This is a genomic window from Peribacillus sp. NPDC096622 (assembly GCF_044762665.1).
GTDB classification, from domain to species: Bacteria; Bacillota; Bacilli; order Bacillales; family DSM-1321; genus Peribacillus; species Peribacillus frigoritolerans_B.
Genome location: NZ_JBIWES010000002.1, coordinates 440144 through 455930 on the forward strand (window position 1 = coordinate 440144; position 15787 = coordinate 455930).

At 41.9% G+C, this 15787-nt stretch carries 18 protein-coding genes; 14 read left to right on the forward strand and 4 right to left on the reverse strand.

The annotated features are described in order from the left end of the window. Positions 1-638 precede the first annotated feature (638 nt). The 12 genes from ACIQYG_RS26940 (at position 639) to ACIQYG_RS05525 (ending at position 11496) form a co-directional block, all read left to right on the forward strand. A complete protein-coding gene (locus ACIQYG_RS26940) occupies positions 639-779 on the forward strand; it encodes a YuzK family famiily protein (protein ID WP_472673127.1) in 141 nt (46 codons plus the stop codon). 447 nt (positions 780-1226) lie between these two features. Next, positions 1227-2012, forward strand: a complete 786-nt coding sequence (sufC, locus tag ACIQYG_RS05475) for a Fe-S cluster assembly ATPase SufC (protein WP_034310141.1) — start codon at positions 1227-1229, stop codon at positions 2010-2012. 15 nt (positions 2013-2027) lie between these two features. After that, positions 2028-3329 carry a Fe-S cluster assembly protein SufD gene (gene sufD, locus ACIQYG_RS05480; RefSeq protein ID WP_402836066.1) on the forward strand — a complete coding sequence of 434 codons (1302 nt, stop codon included), beginning with the start codon at positions 2028-2030 and terminating at the stop codon, positions 3327-3329. Continuing rightward, a complete protein-coding gene (locus ACIQYG_RS05485; RefSeq protein WP_402836068.1) occupies positions 3329-4558 on the forward strand; it encodes a cysteine desulfurase in 1230 nt (409 codons plus the stop codon). Before sufD ends, ACIQYG_RS05485 begins: the two co-directional genes overlap by 1 nt. Beyond that, on the forward strand, positions 4548-4976 hold the full coding sequence (gene sufU / locus ACIQYG_RS05490; RefSeq protein ID WP_034310148.1) for a Fe-S cluster assembly sulfur transfer protein SufU: 429 nt from the start codon (positions 4548-4550) through the stop codon (positions 4974-4976). The genes ACIQYG_RS05485 and sufU overlap by 11 nt, the downstream gene beginning before the upstream one ends. A 55-nt stretch (positions 4977-5031) precedes the next feature. Continuing rightward, positions 5032-6429, forward strand: coding sequence for a Fe-S cluster assembly protein SufB (sufB, locus tag ACIQYG_RS05495; protein WP_076368170.1), 1398 nt, complete (start codon positions 5032-5034; stop codon positions 6427-6429). Positions 6430-6617: 188 nt separating this feature from the next. Next, entirely contained in the window at positions 6618-7466 is an 849-nt protein-coding gene (locus ACIQYG_RS05500; protein WP_402836354.1) for a DUF72 domain-containing protein, read from the forward strand. 79 nt (positions 7467-7545) lie between these two features. Continuing rightward, a complete protein-coding gene (locus tag ACIQYG_RS05505) occupies positions 7546-8373 on the forward strand; it encodes a sulfite exporter TauE/SafE family protein (protein WP_402836071.1) in 828 nt (275 codons plus the stop codon). Positions 8374-8386: 13 nt separating this feature from the next. Further along, positions 8387-9775, forward strand: coding sequence for a bifunctional metallophosphatase/5'-nucleotidase (locus ACIQYG_RS05510; RefSeq protein WP_402836073.1), 1389 nt, complete (start codon positions 8387-8389; stop codon positions 9773-9775). A gap of 61 nt (positions 9776-9836) precedes the next feature. After that, positions 9837-10139 (forward strand): YunC family protein, encoded by a 303-nt coding sequence (locus tag ACIQYG_RS05515; protein ID WP_034310161.1) that lies wholly within the window; start codon positions 9837-9839, stop codon positions 10137-10139. Positions 10140-10315: 176 nt separating this feature from the next. Continuing rightward, the gene (locus ACIQYG_RS05520) at positions 10316-11233 is read left to right on the forward strand and encodes an HD-GYP domain-containing protein (protein ID WP_402836075.1); all 918 of its coding nucleotides are present in this window, start codon (positions 10316-10318) and stop codon (positions 11231-11233) included. Between the two features lie 62 nt (positions 11234-11295). Further along, positions 11296-11496 carry a hypothetical protein gene (locus ACIQYG_RS05525; RefSeq protein ID WP_402836077.1) on the forward strand — a complete coding sequence of 67 codons (201 nt, stop codon included), beginning with the start codon at positions 11296-11298 and terminating at the stop codon, positions 11494-11496. Here the strand turns inward: ACIQYG_RS05525 and yunB are convergent. Beyond that, positions 11436-12185, reverse strand: coding sequence for a sporulation protein YunB (gene yunB / locus ACIQYG_RS05530; RefSeq protein WP_402836079.1), 750 nt, complete (start codon positions 12183-12185; stop codon positions 11436-11438). The genes ACIQYG_RS05525 and yunB overlap by 61 nt on opposite strands. An 86-nt stretch (positions 12186-12271) precedes the next feature. Further along, the gene (locus ACIQYG_RS05535; RefSeq protein ID WP_402836081.1) at positions 12272-13258 is read right to left on the reverse strand and encodes a M23 family metallopeptidase; all 987 of its coding nucleotides are present in this window, start codon (positions 13256-13258) and stop codon (positions 12272-12274) included. A gap of 188 nt (positions 13259-13446) precedes the next feature. Between ACIQYG_RS05535 and lipA the strand changes: the two genes are divergently transcribed. Beyond that, a complete protein-coding gene (lipA, locus tag ACIQYG_RS05540; RefSeq protein ID WP_063234033.1) occupies positions 13447-14361 on the forward strand; it encodes a lipoyl synthase in 915 nt (304 codons plus the stop codon). A 39-nt stretch (positions 14362-14400) separates the two neighbouring features. Here the strand turns inward: lipA and ACIQYG_RS05545 are convergent, their stop codons facing one another. Further along, positions 14401-15063, reverse strand: a complete 663-nt coding sequence (locus ACIQYG_RS05545) for a YhcN/YlaJ family sporulation lipoprotein (RefSeq protein WP_402836083.1) — start codon at positions 15061-15063, stop codon at positions 14401-14403. A 112-nt stretch (positions 15064-15175) separates the two neighbouring features. On the opposite strand from ACIQYG_RS05545, the gene ACIQYG_RS05550 reads away from it, so the two are divergent. After that, positions 15176-15451 carry a YutD family protein gene (locus ACIQYG_RS05550; protein WP_034310177.1) on the forward strand — a complete coding sequence of 92 codons (276 nt, stop codon included), beginning with the start codon at positions 15176-15178 and terminating at the stop codon, positions 15449-15451. Positions 15452-15481: 30 nt separating this feature from the next. Here the strand turns inward: ACIQYG_RS05550 and ACIQYG_RS05555 are convergent, their stop codons facing one another. Beyond that, positions 15482-15769, reverse strand: coding sequence for a cytosolic protein (locus ACIQYG_RS05555; protein WP_402836085.1), 288 nt, complete (start codon positions 15767-15769; stop codon positions 15482-15484). Positions 15770-15787 lie beyond the last annotated feature (18 nt).

The window sequence follows — 15787 nt, forward strand, 5'->3', positions numbered from 1 at the left end:
CAACCTAAACGCTCATATTCCACATAGCCATGGTTGCGGAAGAATCTTTCTTTTGTTCGAGGACGTTTATAGAGTAAAGCTGGTGTTTTGTTAGTTGCATCTGTGTCAACAGCTTCAGGTTTTCCAACTTCTTAATCATTTGTTCAACCAAAGGCTCTTAAGAAAACGAGTATCATGAGTATTTCCGGGTATTACTATCGTCCCAACACAAACCCGTTACGGTCTGCTGCCGCATAGATGAATAGGCAAGCTGGTTTGTTCGTTCAGCTTCCAAACATGGAGAAGTGAGGCACTTTATCATGGAAACCTTAGGTGAAAGTGATTGTTTAGTCTTAGTGGATTGGAACGGAGGGTACGAGACTCCTGCGGGAAAAGCGCCGAGGGCGGACCGCCCGCGGAAAGCGAGTGCCTGAAGTGGGAAGTAACTTTCAAATTTTGAAAACCTAAAAAACTAAAAAACTGTAGACAAACTCATTAATCATCCAGTTTGTTTACAGCCTGCGGCCTAATTTAATTCGTTTCATGTTTAATCAGAAAAAGTAAAGGGTATAGAGATAATGAAATGATACGCAAATTTGAAAGGATGGTTCACTATCAATACTCTGGATTTAAATGTAACAAGCGAAATGGAAAAGGCGATGCAGTCTTCACATGGGATTGGCTACAGTGAGTACAGTAGAAACTTAGACCTCCGTATCGAGGTTGAGAAAGAACGGGATAGGGAACATGTAAAGTGCAACAAAATGGTCCAGGACCTACAACGCAAAATTCACGGCTAAGCATATAAAAGAGTTCTTTAAAAGATCGGTCTGTAGAGGTAAAATGGAAAGTGGTCCATAAAATAAGGGGTTTCCTTATTGGATGAACTTACATAATACCTGACAGTCCGATTTTTTTCTTTTTAAAGCGGAACGTTCATACCTTGCAATCGAATTCTTTGAACATATAATAATAAGGACAAGGATTTGCCGAATAATAAGATAATTTTAACAAAAGCTAAAATAAGTATGAATATGCAGTAAACAGGCCATATCTGTTAGTATTGTAAGGATAGGGCAGGTTTTTAATATGGCCGAAGTGGAAACCCCTATCTATTTAGTTGATTCCAAATTGGATTTGTTATAAAATTGGAATGAGAATAAAGTGAGAATGCTTTTACGTAAATTAATGAAAGTAATCTTTACTTTCTGGTAATAAAATTGGAATTAGTTCACGGAGGTATTATTATGTCAGCTTCTACATTAACGGTTAAAGATCTTCACGTATCAATTGAAGGCAAAGAGATTTTAAAAGGGGTAAACCTTGAAGTTAAAGGTGGAGAAATCCATGCGATCATGGGGCCAAATGGAACTGGTAAATCCACTTTATCATCAGCGATCATGGGTCACCCTAAATATGAAGTAACTAGCGGAAGCATCACATTCGATGGTGAAGATGTATTGGAAATGGAAGTAGACGAGCGCGCTCGTGTCGGTCTATTCCTAGCTATGCAATATCCAAGTGAAATCAGCGGTGTTACAAATGCAGACTTCTTACGTTCTTCCATTAACGCACGCCGTGAAGAAGGCGACGAAATTTCATTGATGAAATTCATCCGTCAAATGGACCAAAAAATGGAATTCCTTGAAATGGATGAAGATATGGCGCAACGCTATTTGAATGAAGGTTTCTCAGGCGGAGAGAAAAAGCGCAACGAGATTCTTCAATTAATGATGATCCAACCTAAAATTGCAATCTTGGATGAGATTGATTCTGGTCTAGATATCGATGCACTTAAAGTCGTTTCAAAAGGAATCAACGAAATGCGCGGAGAAGACTTTGGATGCTTGATCATCACTCACTACCAACGTCTATTAAATTATATCACTCCTGATTTTGTACATGTAATGATGCAAGGTCGTGTCGTGAAATCAGGCGGTCCTGAACTTGCTGCCCGCTTGGAAGCGGAAGGTTATGACTGGATTAAACAAGAATTGGGCATTGAAGACGAAACTGTTGGCGAAGAAGCGTAAGTAGGAGGATTTGCAATGACTACAGAAACGAAATTACCGTTTGAACAAGAGGATATAAGCTCCTATTCAACTAAAAATAATGATCCAGCTTGGCTATCCGAGCTTCGGATTCAAGCGTTTTCTGAATTAGAAAAGCTCCCGATGCCAAAGCCGGATAAAACGAAAATCGATAAATGGAATTTTACTTCTTTCCAAACTCATACGGTTGAGAGTGAAGCTTTTGCCTCTTTAGAGGAGCTTCCGGAAGAAATTAAATCCATCGTTGAAGAAAATGAAAACTTATACATTCAACGCAATAATACGCCGGCACATATCAATCTGTCAGCAAATGTGAAAGAGCAAGGCGTCATTTTTACGGATATTTTATCAGCGGCTCGTGACCATGCTGAGCTCGTGCAAAAATATTTCATGAAAGACGGCGTTAAAATAGATGAACATCGTTTAACGGCACTTCATGCTGCATTGGTTAATGGGGGAGCATTCCTTTATGTTCCGAAAAATGTAGAAATCAAAGAGCCGATTCAATCGGTATTCCTATTGGATAATCCAGATACTACACTTTTCAACCATGTCTTGATCGTAGCTGAAGATAATAGCTCTGTCACATATGTAGAGAACTATTTCTCAACCGTTGATTCCAACGAAGGGGTTGCCAACATCGTAACTGAAGTGTTTGCAAATGCGAATGCCAAAGTCGAATACGGTGCGGTCGATACCCTTTCAAAAGGTTTCACGACATATGTTAACCGCCGTGGAGTGGCAGGACGTGACGCGCGTATTGAGTGGGCGCTTGGCCTGATGAACGACGGAAATACGATTTCGGATAATACAACATATCTAATGGGCGATGGCTCTCACGGTGATACAAAAACCGTTGTAGTCGGACGCGGGGAACAAAAACAGAACTTCACGACAGCCATCATTCATTATGGCAAACGCTCTGAGGGTTATATCCTTAAGCATGGTGTCATGAAAGACGCAGCATCCTCCATCTTTAATGGAATTGGGAAAATAGAGTATGGTGCTACAAAGGCCAATGCCGAACAAGAGTCACGCGTTTTGATGTTAAGTGAGAAAGCACGCGGAGACGCCAACCCGATCCTCCTGATTGATGAAGATGATGTAACGGCTGGTCACGCCGCTTCCGTCGGCCGTGTCGACCCGCTTCAACTGTATTATTTAATGAGCCGTGGTATTACAAAGAAAGAAGCAGAAAGACTTGTCATTCACGGATTCTTGGCCCCTGTTGTTAACGAGCTTCCAATTGAGGGAGTCAAAAAACAATTAGTAGCGGTCATTGAAAGGAAAGTACAGTAATGAACCCATACGAAATTCGTAAGCTTTTTCCAATATTAGATCAAGAAGTCAATGGTCAGCCATTAGTTTATTTAGATAGTGCTGCAACCTCTCAAAAACCGGCTGCAGTGATTGAAGCGATTGAGCAATATTACCGCGGATACAACTCGAATGTTCACCGCGGGGTGCATACACTAGGAACAAAAGCTACGGATGCGTATGAAGGTGCACGTGAAAAGGTACGTAAATTCATTAATGCTTCTTCTACAGAAGAAATCATCTTTACCAGAGGCACAACGACTGCTTTAAATACTGTAGCAAGAAGTTACGGTGGTGCAAATATTAAAGAGGGTGACGAAATCGTCATCTCTTACATGGAGCATCACAGTAATATCATTCCGTGGCAGCAGCTTGCCAAAGAAAAAGGCGCTGTATTGAAGTATATTCCGCTTCAGGAGGACGGCACGATTTCCATTGACGATGTGAGGGCTACAATTACGGAAGCAACGAAAATCGTGTCCATCATGCAGGTTTCGAATGTACTTGGCGTTATCAATCCTGTGAAGGAAATCGCCAAAATTGCCCATGATCACAATGCTGTAATGGTAGTCGACGGGGCACAAAGCACGCCGCATCTAAAAGTGGATGTCCGTGATTTGGATTGTGATTTCTTTGCTTTCTCAGGTCATAAAATGGTCGGTCCAACAGGCATCGGCGCATTATATGGCAAGAAAGATTTGCTTGAAAAAATGGAACCGATCGAATTCGGCGGAGAGATGATTGATTTTGTAGGTTTGTATGAGTCTACATGGAAAGAACTCCCGTGGAAATTCGAAGGCGGTACCCCAATCATTGCCGGCGCCATCGGCATGGGGGCTGCAATTGATTTCTTGGAAGAAATCGGCTTGGATAATATTGAACGGCATGAACATAAGCTCGCCGCTTATGCAATGGAGAAAATGTCAGCAGTTGAAGGGCTGACCATTTATGGTCCTAAAGATGCAGAAAAGCGTGCAGGTGTAATTACCTTTAATATTAATGACGTACATCCACATGATGTCGCTACCGTTCTTGATGCAGATGGAATTGCTGTCCGTGCCGGTCATCATTGCGCACAGCCATTAATGAAATGGCTTGACGTATCAGCGACAGCAAGAGCAAGTTTCTATCTATATAACACGGAAGAAGATATTGATAAGCTTGTGTCCGGGCTTGTTAAAACGAAGGAGTATTTCAGTAATGTCTTTTGATAACCTAGATACACTTTACCGTCAAGTCATTATGGATCACTATAAGAAACCGCGTAATAAGGGCATGCTAGAAGATGGAAGCATGACAATCGATATGAATAATCCAACTTGCGGCGATCGGATTCGTTTAACGATGAAGATTGAAGATGGCAAGGTCAGCGATGTTAAATTCGATGGTGATGGTTGTTCGATATCCATGAGTTCGGCTTCCATGATGACGCAAGCCATTAAGGGCAAAGACGTTGATACTGCTCTAGCGATGTCGGAGACTTTTTCCTTAATGATTCAGGGAAAAGAATACGACGATGAGATGGACCTTGGGGATATTGAAGCCCTTCAAGGTGTTTCCAAATTTCCTGCCCGAATCAAGTGTGCTACCCTAGCTTGGAAAGCCATGGAAAAGGGATTGAAGGAATAATTAAATTAAAATGAGCTGTTGTAATTCAGCCATTTGAAATGGAGGAATACGAGCTATGGCAAAGAAAATGCCTGAAATCGGCGATTATAAATATGGCTTTGCGGATAAAGATGTTTCCATTTTCCGTTCAAAGCGTGGTCTGACAAAAGAAATCGTGGAAGAAATTTCTCGAATGAAGGATGAACCGCAATGGATGCTTGATTTCCGTTTGAAATCATTGGAGCATTTTTACAACATGCCAATGCCTCAGTGGGGCGGCGACATGCAGAGCCTGAACTTTGATGAAATAACATACTATGTTAAGCCATCAGAGAAATCAGAGAAGTCTTGGGATGAAGTTCCTGATGAAATCAAACAGACTTTTGATAAATTGGGAATTCCTGAAGCCGAACAAAAATACCTTGCCGGTGTATCTGCCCAATATGAATCTGAAGTGGTTTACCATAGCATGAAAGAAGAATTGGAAGACTTGGGTATCGTGTTTAAAGATACGGACTCAGCACTTCGTGAAAATGAAGATATCTTCCGTGAGCATTTTGGAAAAACGATCCCGCCTACTGACAATAAATTCTCTGCATTGAACTCGGCAGTTTGGTCAGGTGGATCATTCATCTATGTACCGAAAGGCGTTAAAGTGGATACTCCGCTTCAAGCTTATTTCCGGATAAACTCTGAAAACATGGGGCAATTCGAACGTACGCTAATCATTGTTGATGAAGGCGCATCCGTTCACTATGTAGAAGGTTGTACAGCTCCTGTTTATACAACTAATTCCCTTCATAGTGCGGTAGTTGAAATCGTCATCAAGAAAGATGCTTACTGCCGTTACACGACGATCCAAAACTGGGCAAACAACGTGTTTAACCTGGTTACGAAACGTGCGGTTTGTGACGCTAACGCAACAATGGAATGGGTTGATGGTAACATCGGTTCCAAATTGACAATGAAATATCCTGCTGTCATCTTAAAAGGTGAAGGCGCTCGCGGTATGACATTATCGATTGCCATTGCCGGCAAAGGCCAACACCAAGACGCTGGAGCGAAAATGATTCACCTAGCGCCAAATACATCTTCAACTATTGTATCAAAATCAATTTCTAAACAGGGCGGTAAAGTAACATACCGTGGTATCGTTCATTTCGGACGTAAAGCGGATGGAGCTCGTTCCAACATTGAATGTGATACATTAATCATGGATAATCAGTCTACATCTGATACGATCCCTTACAATGAAATCTTGAATGATAACATTTCCCTTGAACACGAAGCGAAGGTTTCCAAAGTATCTGAAGAGCAATTGTTCTACTTGATGAGCCGCGGAATTTCTGAGCAAGAAGCAACGGAAATGATCGTAATGGGCTTCATCGAACCATTTACAAAAGAACTTCCAATGGAATATGCGGTCGAAATGAACCGTCTGATCAAGTTCGAAATGGAAGGCTCCATCGGATAATGACCGACTGGCCTGCCTGTAAGGCGATTTAGATACCATTCATACAAAAGCCTGCCGGGTCTATACTGGCAGGCTTTTTGTTTTGATATTCGGCACCCTTATACCAAAGATTAGATATGGCTCAATAAGGGTAAAAAATAAAAGAAGAAGTCAGGAAATGGTCCTGTCCCGAAGGAGTGATAATGCAGATGATTTATGTTGGTGTGACCGGTTGGGGTGATCATGATGGTTTATATCATGGCGGTATGTCCCAACGTGATAAACTCAAAGAGTACGGGGCCCATTTTCCCGTTGTGGAGGTGGATGCCTCATTCTATGCAGTCCAGCCAAAGAGGAATAGTGAAAAGTGGGTAACCGAGACGCCAGCATCATTCAAGTTTGTCGTTAAAGCCTATCAAGGGATGACAGGGCATCAGCGTGGGGAAATCCCATTTGAAAGTAAAAAGGAAATGTTCAAGGCGTTTTGTGACTCACTGGAAGCATATCAGAAGTCCGGCAAGCTCGCTATGGTCTTATTTCAGTTTCCGCCATGGTTTGATTGTAAACGCGAAAATGTGAATTACCTGCGATGGTGCAAAGCTGAAATGGGCGATATCCCAGTTGCCATAGAGTTCCGGAATCAAAGCTGGTACAGGCCCAACGTAGTCCAGCAAACTCTGGACTTTATCGAAAAAGAAGGCTGGATCCATACTGTATGCGATGAGCCGCAGGCTGGAGAGGGATCCATTCCTGTCGTTCTGCATGCCACCGATAAAGATAAAACCCTGGTACGCTTTCATGGCCGTAACCTGCATGGTTGGCAAAGGTCTGCTTCGGGGGATAATTGGCGTGAGGTCAGGTACTTATATCGATATAATCATCAGGAATTGACAGAGTGGGTGGAGAAAATCAGGATATTGGAAAAGGAATCCAAGGAGTTATATGTCCTGTTCAATAATAACTCAGGCGGGGATGCCGCTGATAATGCCAAACAAATGATTGAGTTGCTTGGTATAGAATATGAAGGGCTGGCTCCTAAGCAGCTTGGTTTGTTTTAAGAGGAATTATATAATTAATAATGATGTGACAAGATAGTAGAGGTAATATCCTCACAAACAGATAAAGGCGGATTTCTTCATGATATGGTTAGTATTAGTGGGTATTGGATTATTAGCGGGATCAGTCGGCGCACTTGTCGGTCTGGGCGGCGGCATAATCATTGTGCCTTCCCTTTTATATTTAGGTACATCTACAAATATTATCGATGAGCTGTCTCCACAGGTCGCCGTAGGTGTTTCAACCGTAATCATGATTTTTACCGGCCTATCTTCCACTTTAGCTTATTTAAAACATAAGGTGGTGGATTATAAGGCCGGCTTAATCTTTTTTATTGGCAGTGCACCTGGTGGAATAATGGGGGCCTATGTGAATAAAAACCTTAACGCCGAAGCTTTTTCATTGTACTTTGGAATTTTCATGGTTTTCATGGCTATCGTGTTATTAGTGAAAAATCGTTTGAAGCCCATGCTTTTCAAGCCTGGGAAAGGGAAAATAGTGAAAACATATAAAACAGAAAATGGACATTCATTTTCCTATGGTTATCACCCCCTGTTAGCTGTATTGATTTCTTTTGTCGTGGGATTCAGCTCCGGGTTATTTGGAATTGGCGGCGGTGCCTTAATGGTTCCTGTCATGATGCTTCTTTTCTTTTTCCCTCCTCATATGGCTGTAGCGACTTCGATGTTCATGGTATTTCTATCTTCCATCACTAATTCGATTACGCATATTTCCCTTGGAAATGTAAATTGGCCATATGCTTTTGCCCTGATTCCGGGTGCGTGGTTCGGTGCTAAATTGGGCGCATTCATAAATACGCGCCTAAAGAGTGCGTCGCTGGAAAATATGTTGAAAATAGTGCTGATAATCATTGGCTTACGTCTTATATACCAAGGTATTACAGGATAAACGAGGAGGAGAAATGATGTCAGAAATCATTCATTTATATCACACCAATGATCTCCATAGTCATTTTGAGAATTGGCCTCGTATTGATAAGTTTCTTAAAGAAAGAAGACAACTTCATCAAGAAACGGGAGAAGAAGCGATCATACTGGATATAGGAGATCATGTAGACCGCTGGCATCCATATACAGAAGGTACGTTGGGTAAAGGAAATATTGAACTGCTGAATGAAGCGGGCTACCAATATGTGACCATCGGCAATAATGAAGGGATCACTTTACCTCATGAAGCGTTGGACTCCTTATATGATCATGCAAGGTTCAAGGTCTTGGCAGCCAATATTTATTACGATGATAATGAAAGGCCTGAATGGGCGCTGCCATATTGGATACATACAACGGTAAAAGGGACCAAAATCGCGATGATAGGTTTGACCGCATTTTTTCAAAAGTTTTATTCTGCAATGGGCTGGGAAATAAAAGAACCATTCGTCGAATTAAAGGTACAGCTCGAAAGGGTCAAAACAGAGGCGGATGTAATCATCATCCTTTCCCACCTGGGCATCCATGAAGATGAGAGGATGGCAGAGGACTTTCCGGAGATTGACATCATACTTGGCGCGCATACCCACCATATCCTCCACCAAGGTAAATTGATCAATGATACACTCCTTTGCGGTGCAGGGAAATATGGTTTCTTTGTTGGACAGGTGGAAATGATCGTCAATCAGGAAAAGAAAATTAGCCAGAAGAGTGCCATTCTTTATGATACCAATGACTTTTTGGAATTGGAGAATGAACGGTCATGGATTGAAGAGATATACCAGGCCGGAGGGGAAACGCTAAAACAGGTTGCAGTGGACTTACCGCAGGCACTGGATAATGATTGGTTCAAAGGAAGTCCTTTGACGGAAATCCTTGGGGAGGCCCTAAGGGAGTGGAGTCAGGCGGATTGTTCCTTTTTGAATGCAGGTCTTCTGCTCGAAGGGCTTCCGAAGGGACCTGTCACAAAAGGGGATGTTCACAGAATCTGCCCACATCCCATCAATCCCTGCGTCGTTGAAGTTAATGGGAATGAATTAAAGGAAATCTTAATGCAATCGAGAAATGAGGAGTGGCCTCATATTCAGGTGAAAGGTTTCGGTTTCCGCGGAAAAATCATGGGAGCCATGCATTATGATCAAATTGAATTTAACGAAATGGAGAATGGAATCGTAAAAGGAATACTTATAAAAGGAGAGAAACTGCAGACGGATAAGTCCTATAAACTGGCAATACCTGATATGTTCACGTTCGGGCACTTCTTTCCAAGTATCCAGCGCTCCAATCGCAAGGAATACTTACTGCCGGAATTCTTACGGGATATCCTTTTATGGAAGCTGAAAAAAATATACACGAACGCCTGACGTAAAATCACGGTTTTGCCCTTTTTATCATAAAGTATGGGGAAGAAAGGGGCGAAACCAATTGATTAACATGATCCCAATAATTCTTGATAATCATACATTCCTAGCCATTTCTGTCCGACTGCCCAAAACGAACTTACTTGCTGTCGCGTCCGAAAAAGGGTATATAATGTGCGGTGCGTTAGATGTTGGACTGCTGAACGATAAATTGAGAGATCGTAAAATCCTTGCAGGGAGAGCCACAGGAGTCAAATCGATTGAAGAGTTATTGGAAGCGCCGCTTGAATCAGTTACCTGGGAGGCTGTGGAAAAGGGCATACATCCAGGAATGATTGGTAAAGAGGCATTAATCAAAATGATTTGAAAAGGTGGGCTTTCTTTCTTCCAGGGGGGCCTTACTTTTTTATCAAAGAAAATGCTGATATTTTTTCAATAAATTTGTTCAAACAGATTCATTTATCAAAATATTTTCCGATAATCCTTATAAAGGAAATAATCGGTTTGATTTACAAATATTGAATGGGGAAACGGAGTACAAGTATGAGGCTAGCTATTACAAAGTCCCTAAGCCCTGGAGCAAGGCTCGGTAAAAACATCTATAATGAGCGGGATCATGTCCTATTGTGCGAGGGTCTTACATTAACGCAGAAAATGATCAATCGACTGGTGTCCCTTAATATTCCCTTTGTTTACATTCAGGATTCCAGGACGGATGACACTATTCCAAAGCCCCCAGTTTCCGGGAAACTTAGAAGAGAAGCCATTAATACGATTGAAACCACTTTCCTGGACATGAAAAACAAAATGAACCTTGATGGATCATTCACGATAGAGCGGGCTAACGTGAAGTTCACTCAAATAGTACGGAACATCATGGGCGAGCTGAAAAGGAATAAAGAGCTAATGACTTTATTGGCCGACGTTTATACATACGATGACTATATCTTCACACATTCCTTCAATGTGACATTATATACCTTGGCGATCGGGATGGAATTGAATATCAATAATAAGAATCTCGAAATTCTTGGGCTAGGGGCGATTTTACATGATGTCAGCAAAATGCTCGTGCCTTTGGAAATCCTCCGTAAACCCGGTAAGCTGACGGAAAAGGAGTTTGAACAAATCCGAAAACATGCCGATTACGGATTTCATCTAATCAAAAATGTTCATACCGTTTCACTTTTAGTTGCGAATTGTGCCTATCAGCATCATGAAAGGTTAGACGGATCTGGATATCCCCGTGGGATAAAAGGGGATGAAATCCATTATTTTGGCAAGATCATTGCCGTTGCCGATGTGTTTGATGCCGTTACTTCCAATCGGGTTTACCGTAAGTCCATGCTGCCGCATCAGGGATTGGAAGTCCTTTATGCCGGGGTCGGGAAAAAGTTCGACAATACGATCATCGAGGCTTTCCGCAGGGCATTGCCATTTATCCCAATGGTCTATCCGTAGAATTGAATGTTGGGAGGAAAGGGGTAGTATCCGCTCAATATAAAGGGATAGGAGACTGCCTCATGATAAGGATACTTGAAGAAGATGGCGAGCAGATTAAAGAGCTCTATGAAGTGGACTTGAATAAAAACCTGGCATTTGCTTATCATGAAATGTCTCAATATACAAGAACCAGCCTAACCTCAAGGATAAGCTGGTTTTTTCATTCCTTGTTTTCCTTCATGATGGCAGGTGCAACCGAACCGTTTCCGTTACTGAAATAACTTGGAACATCACCTTCGATCAGCAGGCTTCCGACTGTCACTTCCTGACTCACCTTGGTCTCTTTTGTGAAAGAGGGGATGACGATTTGAATATTGACATCAAAGTCCACAATCAATTCATAATAGACATTATTGATGCCTGCGTTTGTCAGTTTTGTCCTCAAATCCGATTCAACATTCCCGATGACCGACATTTTCACTGGGATCTCAGGTCCGTAATTGGAAAGGAGGTTATTCCCTGTTACGACACCCAATGGTATATAATAGACAACACTTTTATATTGTTCATCATTTATTTTGGCTGAACCTGTTTTAAAAGGGTTTCCCTGTTTGATGCCAAGCTTCTTTTGAATATCCTTCGTAATGTTAGCCCGCAATTCACTATATATGACCGGATTGAAGCTATAGGAAGAACTGGAGTCATCACCACCCTTGTTGTTAGTGATGATTTTGTTCATATCAACCTTGGCTATATTCTCATCAACCGATTCATGAATCGTTTCCGTTGCAATCCGTTTTATTTCATATTCGGCTACACTCATGATTACGGGTTCGATTGATTTGTCCACGTACCAAAGAGTCATGATGCTTGATATGATGAACAGGATAAATGAATAGAGAAATACTTTTCGGGTGGGAAGAGGCCCCTTTTTTCGGAATTTCTTCGTTCGAAATCTTTTTCGGAACACGCTTTAGCCCCCTTTACTAATAACTATGCATCAAGTTCAGGGGTTTATGTTCGAATCAAAAAAAAGCAGCGTAAAATTCACGCCGCTCACTTTTGCTTTTTGGCCAGATCTTTCCTTTCCCACAATCTTAAATAAGGGTAGGGGTCGAAGCTCCATTCTGTGATTCCGTTGTCTTTGTACATTCCGTAATGAAGATGAGGAGGGAACTTCCCGGAAGTTCCTGGAGGACCGTAACCTGTACTGCCGACACCCCCGATGACTTGTCCGGGCTCGACGATTTGTCCGACTTTCAACCCTTTGGCGAAGCCGCTTAAATGGGCAAAGTAATGATAGGTATTATTTAGATCCCGTATCCCAATCCTCCAACCGCCGAATTTATTCCAGCCTTTCATTTCAATGATTCCGTAGCTCGTGGAACGAACCGGAAGGCTATAATCCGCAAAAATATCAGTGCCCTCATGGATTCTCCTTCCGCCCCATCCGCGGGCGCTTCCCCATGTATTCAAGTACGTATAATGAGTCCGTACTGGAACCGGGAAGGCCTTTTCATGTAGATCCAACCGGCCATATTTCTTATAAATCTCGGCATTGCCGATAATGATGCTGACGGCTTTATCCCGTTTATAATAGTCCCACAAGCCGATCCGGATATTATCTTCATCTGCACCATACGATTGGAGATGCTTCGAAAAAGCATACAATCGATCGGTATCATTAGTGATATCTGCTTTGCCATCACCATTGCCATCCTGGCCCAACCCATCAAAAAATGTGATCGTGAGCGGGTTAACATCGTTTAAGTCAGGATTGAGAGCCCCGCTCCACTTTGAAGGCTCGATGTGGATGCCTATTAAACCCTTTGCCGGCTCTAAATCCCTTCGTGCAGCCCTTAGGCTGTGCTCATATTGATCAGCTCCAGCAAGGTAATACCACGGGATTTGGAGGGTAGCCTCCATATTTTTATATAGCGCCATTCTCCCTGCATAAGCATCAGGGGCATCCGCAGCATTAGCGCCTTGGCCTGGTGCCAAAATAAACAAACAAGTTATCGTAAGAAGGAATAATTTTTTCAACGGGGCAGGCTCCTTTCATGATATTCTCCGTTATTAAAAGACATCAGTCCATCCATCTTTTATAGTTTTGCTGATTTGGCAATAAACATGAAAAATAAATAATGGGAAACCAACTATAACTTGTATAAATGCTTTTTTATTGTTAAAGTAGGGTGTGTTAATTTCTATAGAATGGAGTGGCATTTTTCATGTCTTCTACAAATAAAGAAATTCTTCGAAAACCAGATTGGTTGAAAATAAAGCTTAATACTAACGAAAATTACCTTGGTTTAAAAAATATGATGCGCGAGAAAAACCTTCATACTGTCTGTGAAGAGGCAAAATGTCCGAATATTCACGAATGCTGGGCAGTAAGAAGGACGGCTACTTTCATGATTCTAGGTGAAATCTGTACAAGGGCTTGCCGTTTTTGTGCTGTGACGACTGGACGTCCGAATGAACTGGACTGGGCTGAACCGGAGCGTGTTGCCGATTCCGTTGTTTTGATGAATTTAAAGCATGTCGTCATTACAGCTGTTGCCCGTGATGATTTAAAGGATGGGGGCGCTGAAGTTTTCGCTGAAACGGTCCGTGCCATCCGTCGGAAAAATCCATTTACATCAATTGAAGTATTACCGTCTGATATGGGCGGGGTGTTTGAAAATATCAAGACTTTGATGGATGCTAAACCGGATATCCTGAACCATAATATAGAGACTGTCAGAAGTTTATCCGATCGTGTACGGGCTCAGGCCAAGTACGAACGTTCATTGGAGCTTTTAAGAAGAGCCAAGGAACTGTATCCGGAAATACCGACAAAGTCCAGTTTAATGGTAGGTCTGGGTGAAACGCGGGAGGAAATCCTCGAGACCATGGATGACCTGAGGGCCAATAATGTGGATATCATGACGATCGGCCAGTATTTGCAGCCGACTAAAAAGCATTTAAAGGTGCTGAAATACTACACGCCTGAGGAATTTGCCGAACTGAAGGAACGTGCATTGGAAAAAGGCTTCAGCCATTGTGAATCCGGTCCGCTTGTCCGTTCATCCTACCATGCGGATGAACAGGTTAATGCTGCGGCGAAACATAAGCAAAACAAAGGTGAAGAATTATTGAAATAGAGTGAAAAAAAGGACCGAAAAAATTCGGTCCTTTTGTATTCAACGGTTATCCATTTTTTGATGGATGTTATCATGATGATCTCTTTTATCGTTAACCATTTCCCCGTTTTCATTTTCTTCGTCACTCATTTTGTATCCTTGAGGCGACTTCAGCATTCTTTTGATGGTTTGTTCGATCGTATAGTCAATCCCCCTGCTGCCGGATTTCACTGTAGCGAAATTCTCGACATCTTGGGCAAGGTTTTGATAATCATCACTGACGTAGACATGATAGTAGCGAGGCACGACGGACATGGCAGTACGTTTAACTTGGTCTGCGGTTTCCGTCCGATCCTTGTTATTGGTATCATAAACGACAAGAACTTCCTCATCAGTAACGAGGGTAGCGGCATCATTGACATTTGGAATCTGAACGCTCAGTTTAGAAATGACATCAGAAAGTTGTTCACGGTCAATGGAAGCAGCTTTGTTGGAAATGTTACGGCCGTCAATGGTTGCACTATTGGTGCGGGTAAAACCGAAATCATCACTTTTGTTGTCATTATTACGATAATCCTCATCATAATATTGAGTTGGATTATTTACGTTTGTTGGGTTACCGGCATTGTTTTTTGCACCGAGCCCCTGGTCTTCTTCTTTATCAGCACATCCGGTTAGTGCAATAATCGAGCTTAAACCTATCGTTATTATTGTTTTTTTCATCAATAACACCCCCATAACTTTAGGATGAACATATTTCTCTATTTTTCGCTTAGTAATTGATGGGGAATCAGTTATAATTTAAGAAGGAATGTATACATGAGAGGTGAAAACAATGATTAACATCAATAACATGACCTATGAAATAATTGAGGATGAAAGGGAAGGCTATAACGAAGAAGCGTTTAAAGCCAGATACAGTGAGATTTTAACGAAGTATGATTATATAGTGGGGGATTGGGGTTACGGGCAATTGAGGCTGCGTGGATTTTTTGATGATTCCAATCAGAAAGCGACCTTTGATACGAAAATAAGCACACTTAGTGAATATTTATATGAATACTGCAATTTTGGCTGTCCTTATTTCGTCGTGAAGAAAATAAAGAAATAAAAAGGCCAGAATTCACTCTGGCCTTCCATGTTAAGAGTTGCCATATCCTTTATATGGAGGCTGTTCATCTTTTTCTGAATCATCATGTGTCGGATGAGCACCAGGATATTGTCGAGGTATACCCTCATGTAACGATTTATTTTCATAATTAAAGGCACTTTGATATCGTTGCCCTTCCTGCCACGGGGTGTTTTTATTCTGAACTGGTGCATCTTTTGCTATGGGTGATCCAAAAGGTCCTTCGGGAAATTCTTCAGGAATTAAATAATCCCTCTGTTTTTCGACATTGGAAAAATCGTGGTATTCTTCTTTGTCCAAGATAATCCCCCCTCATGT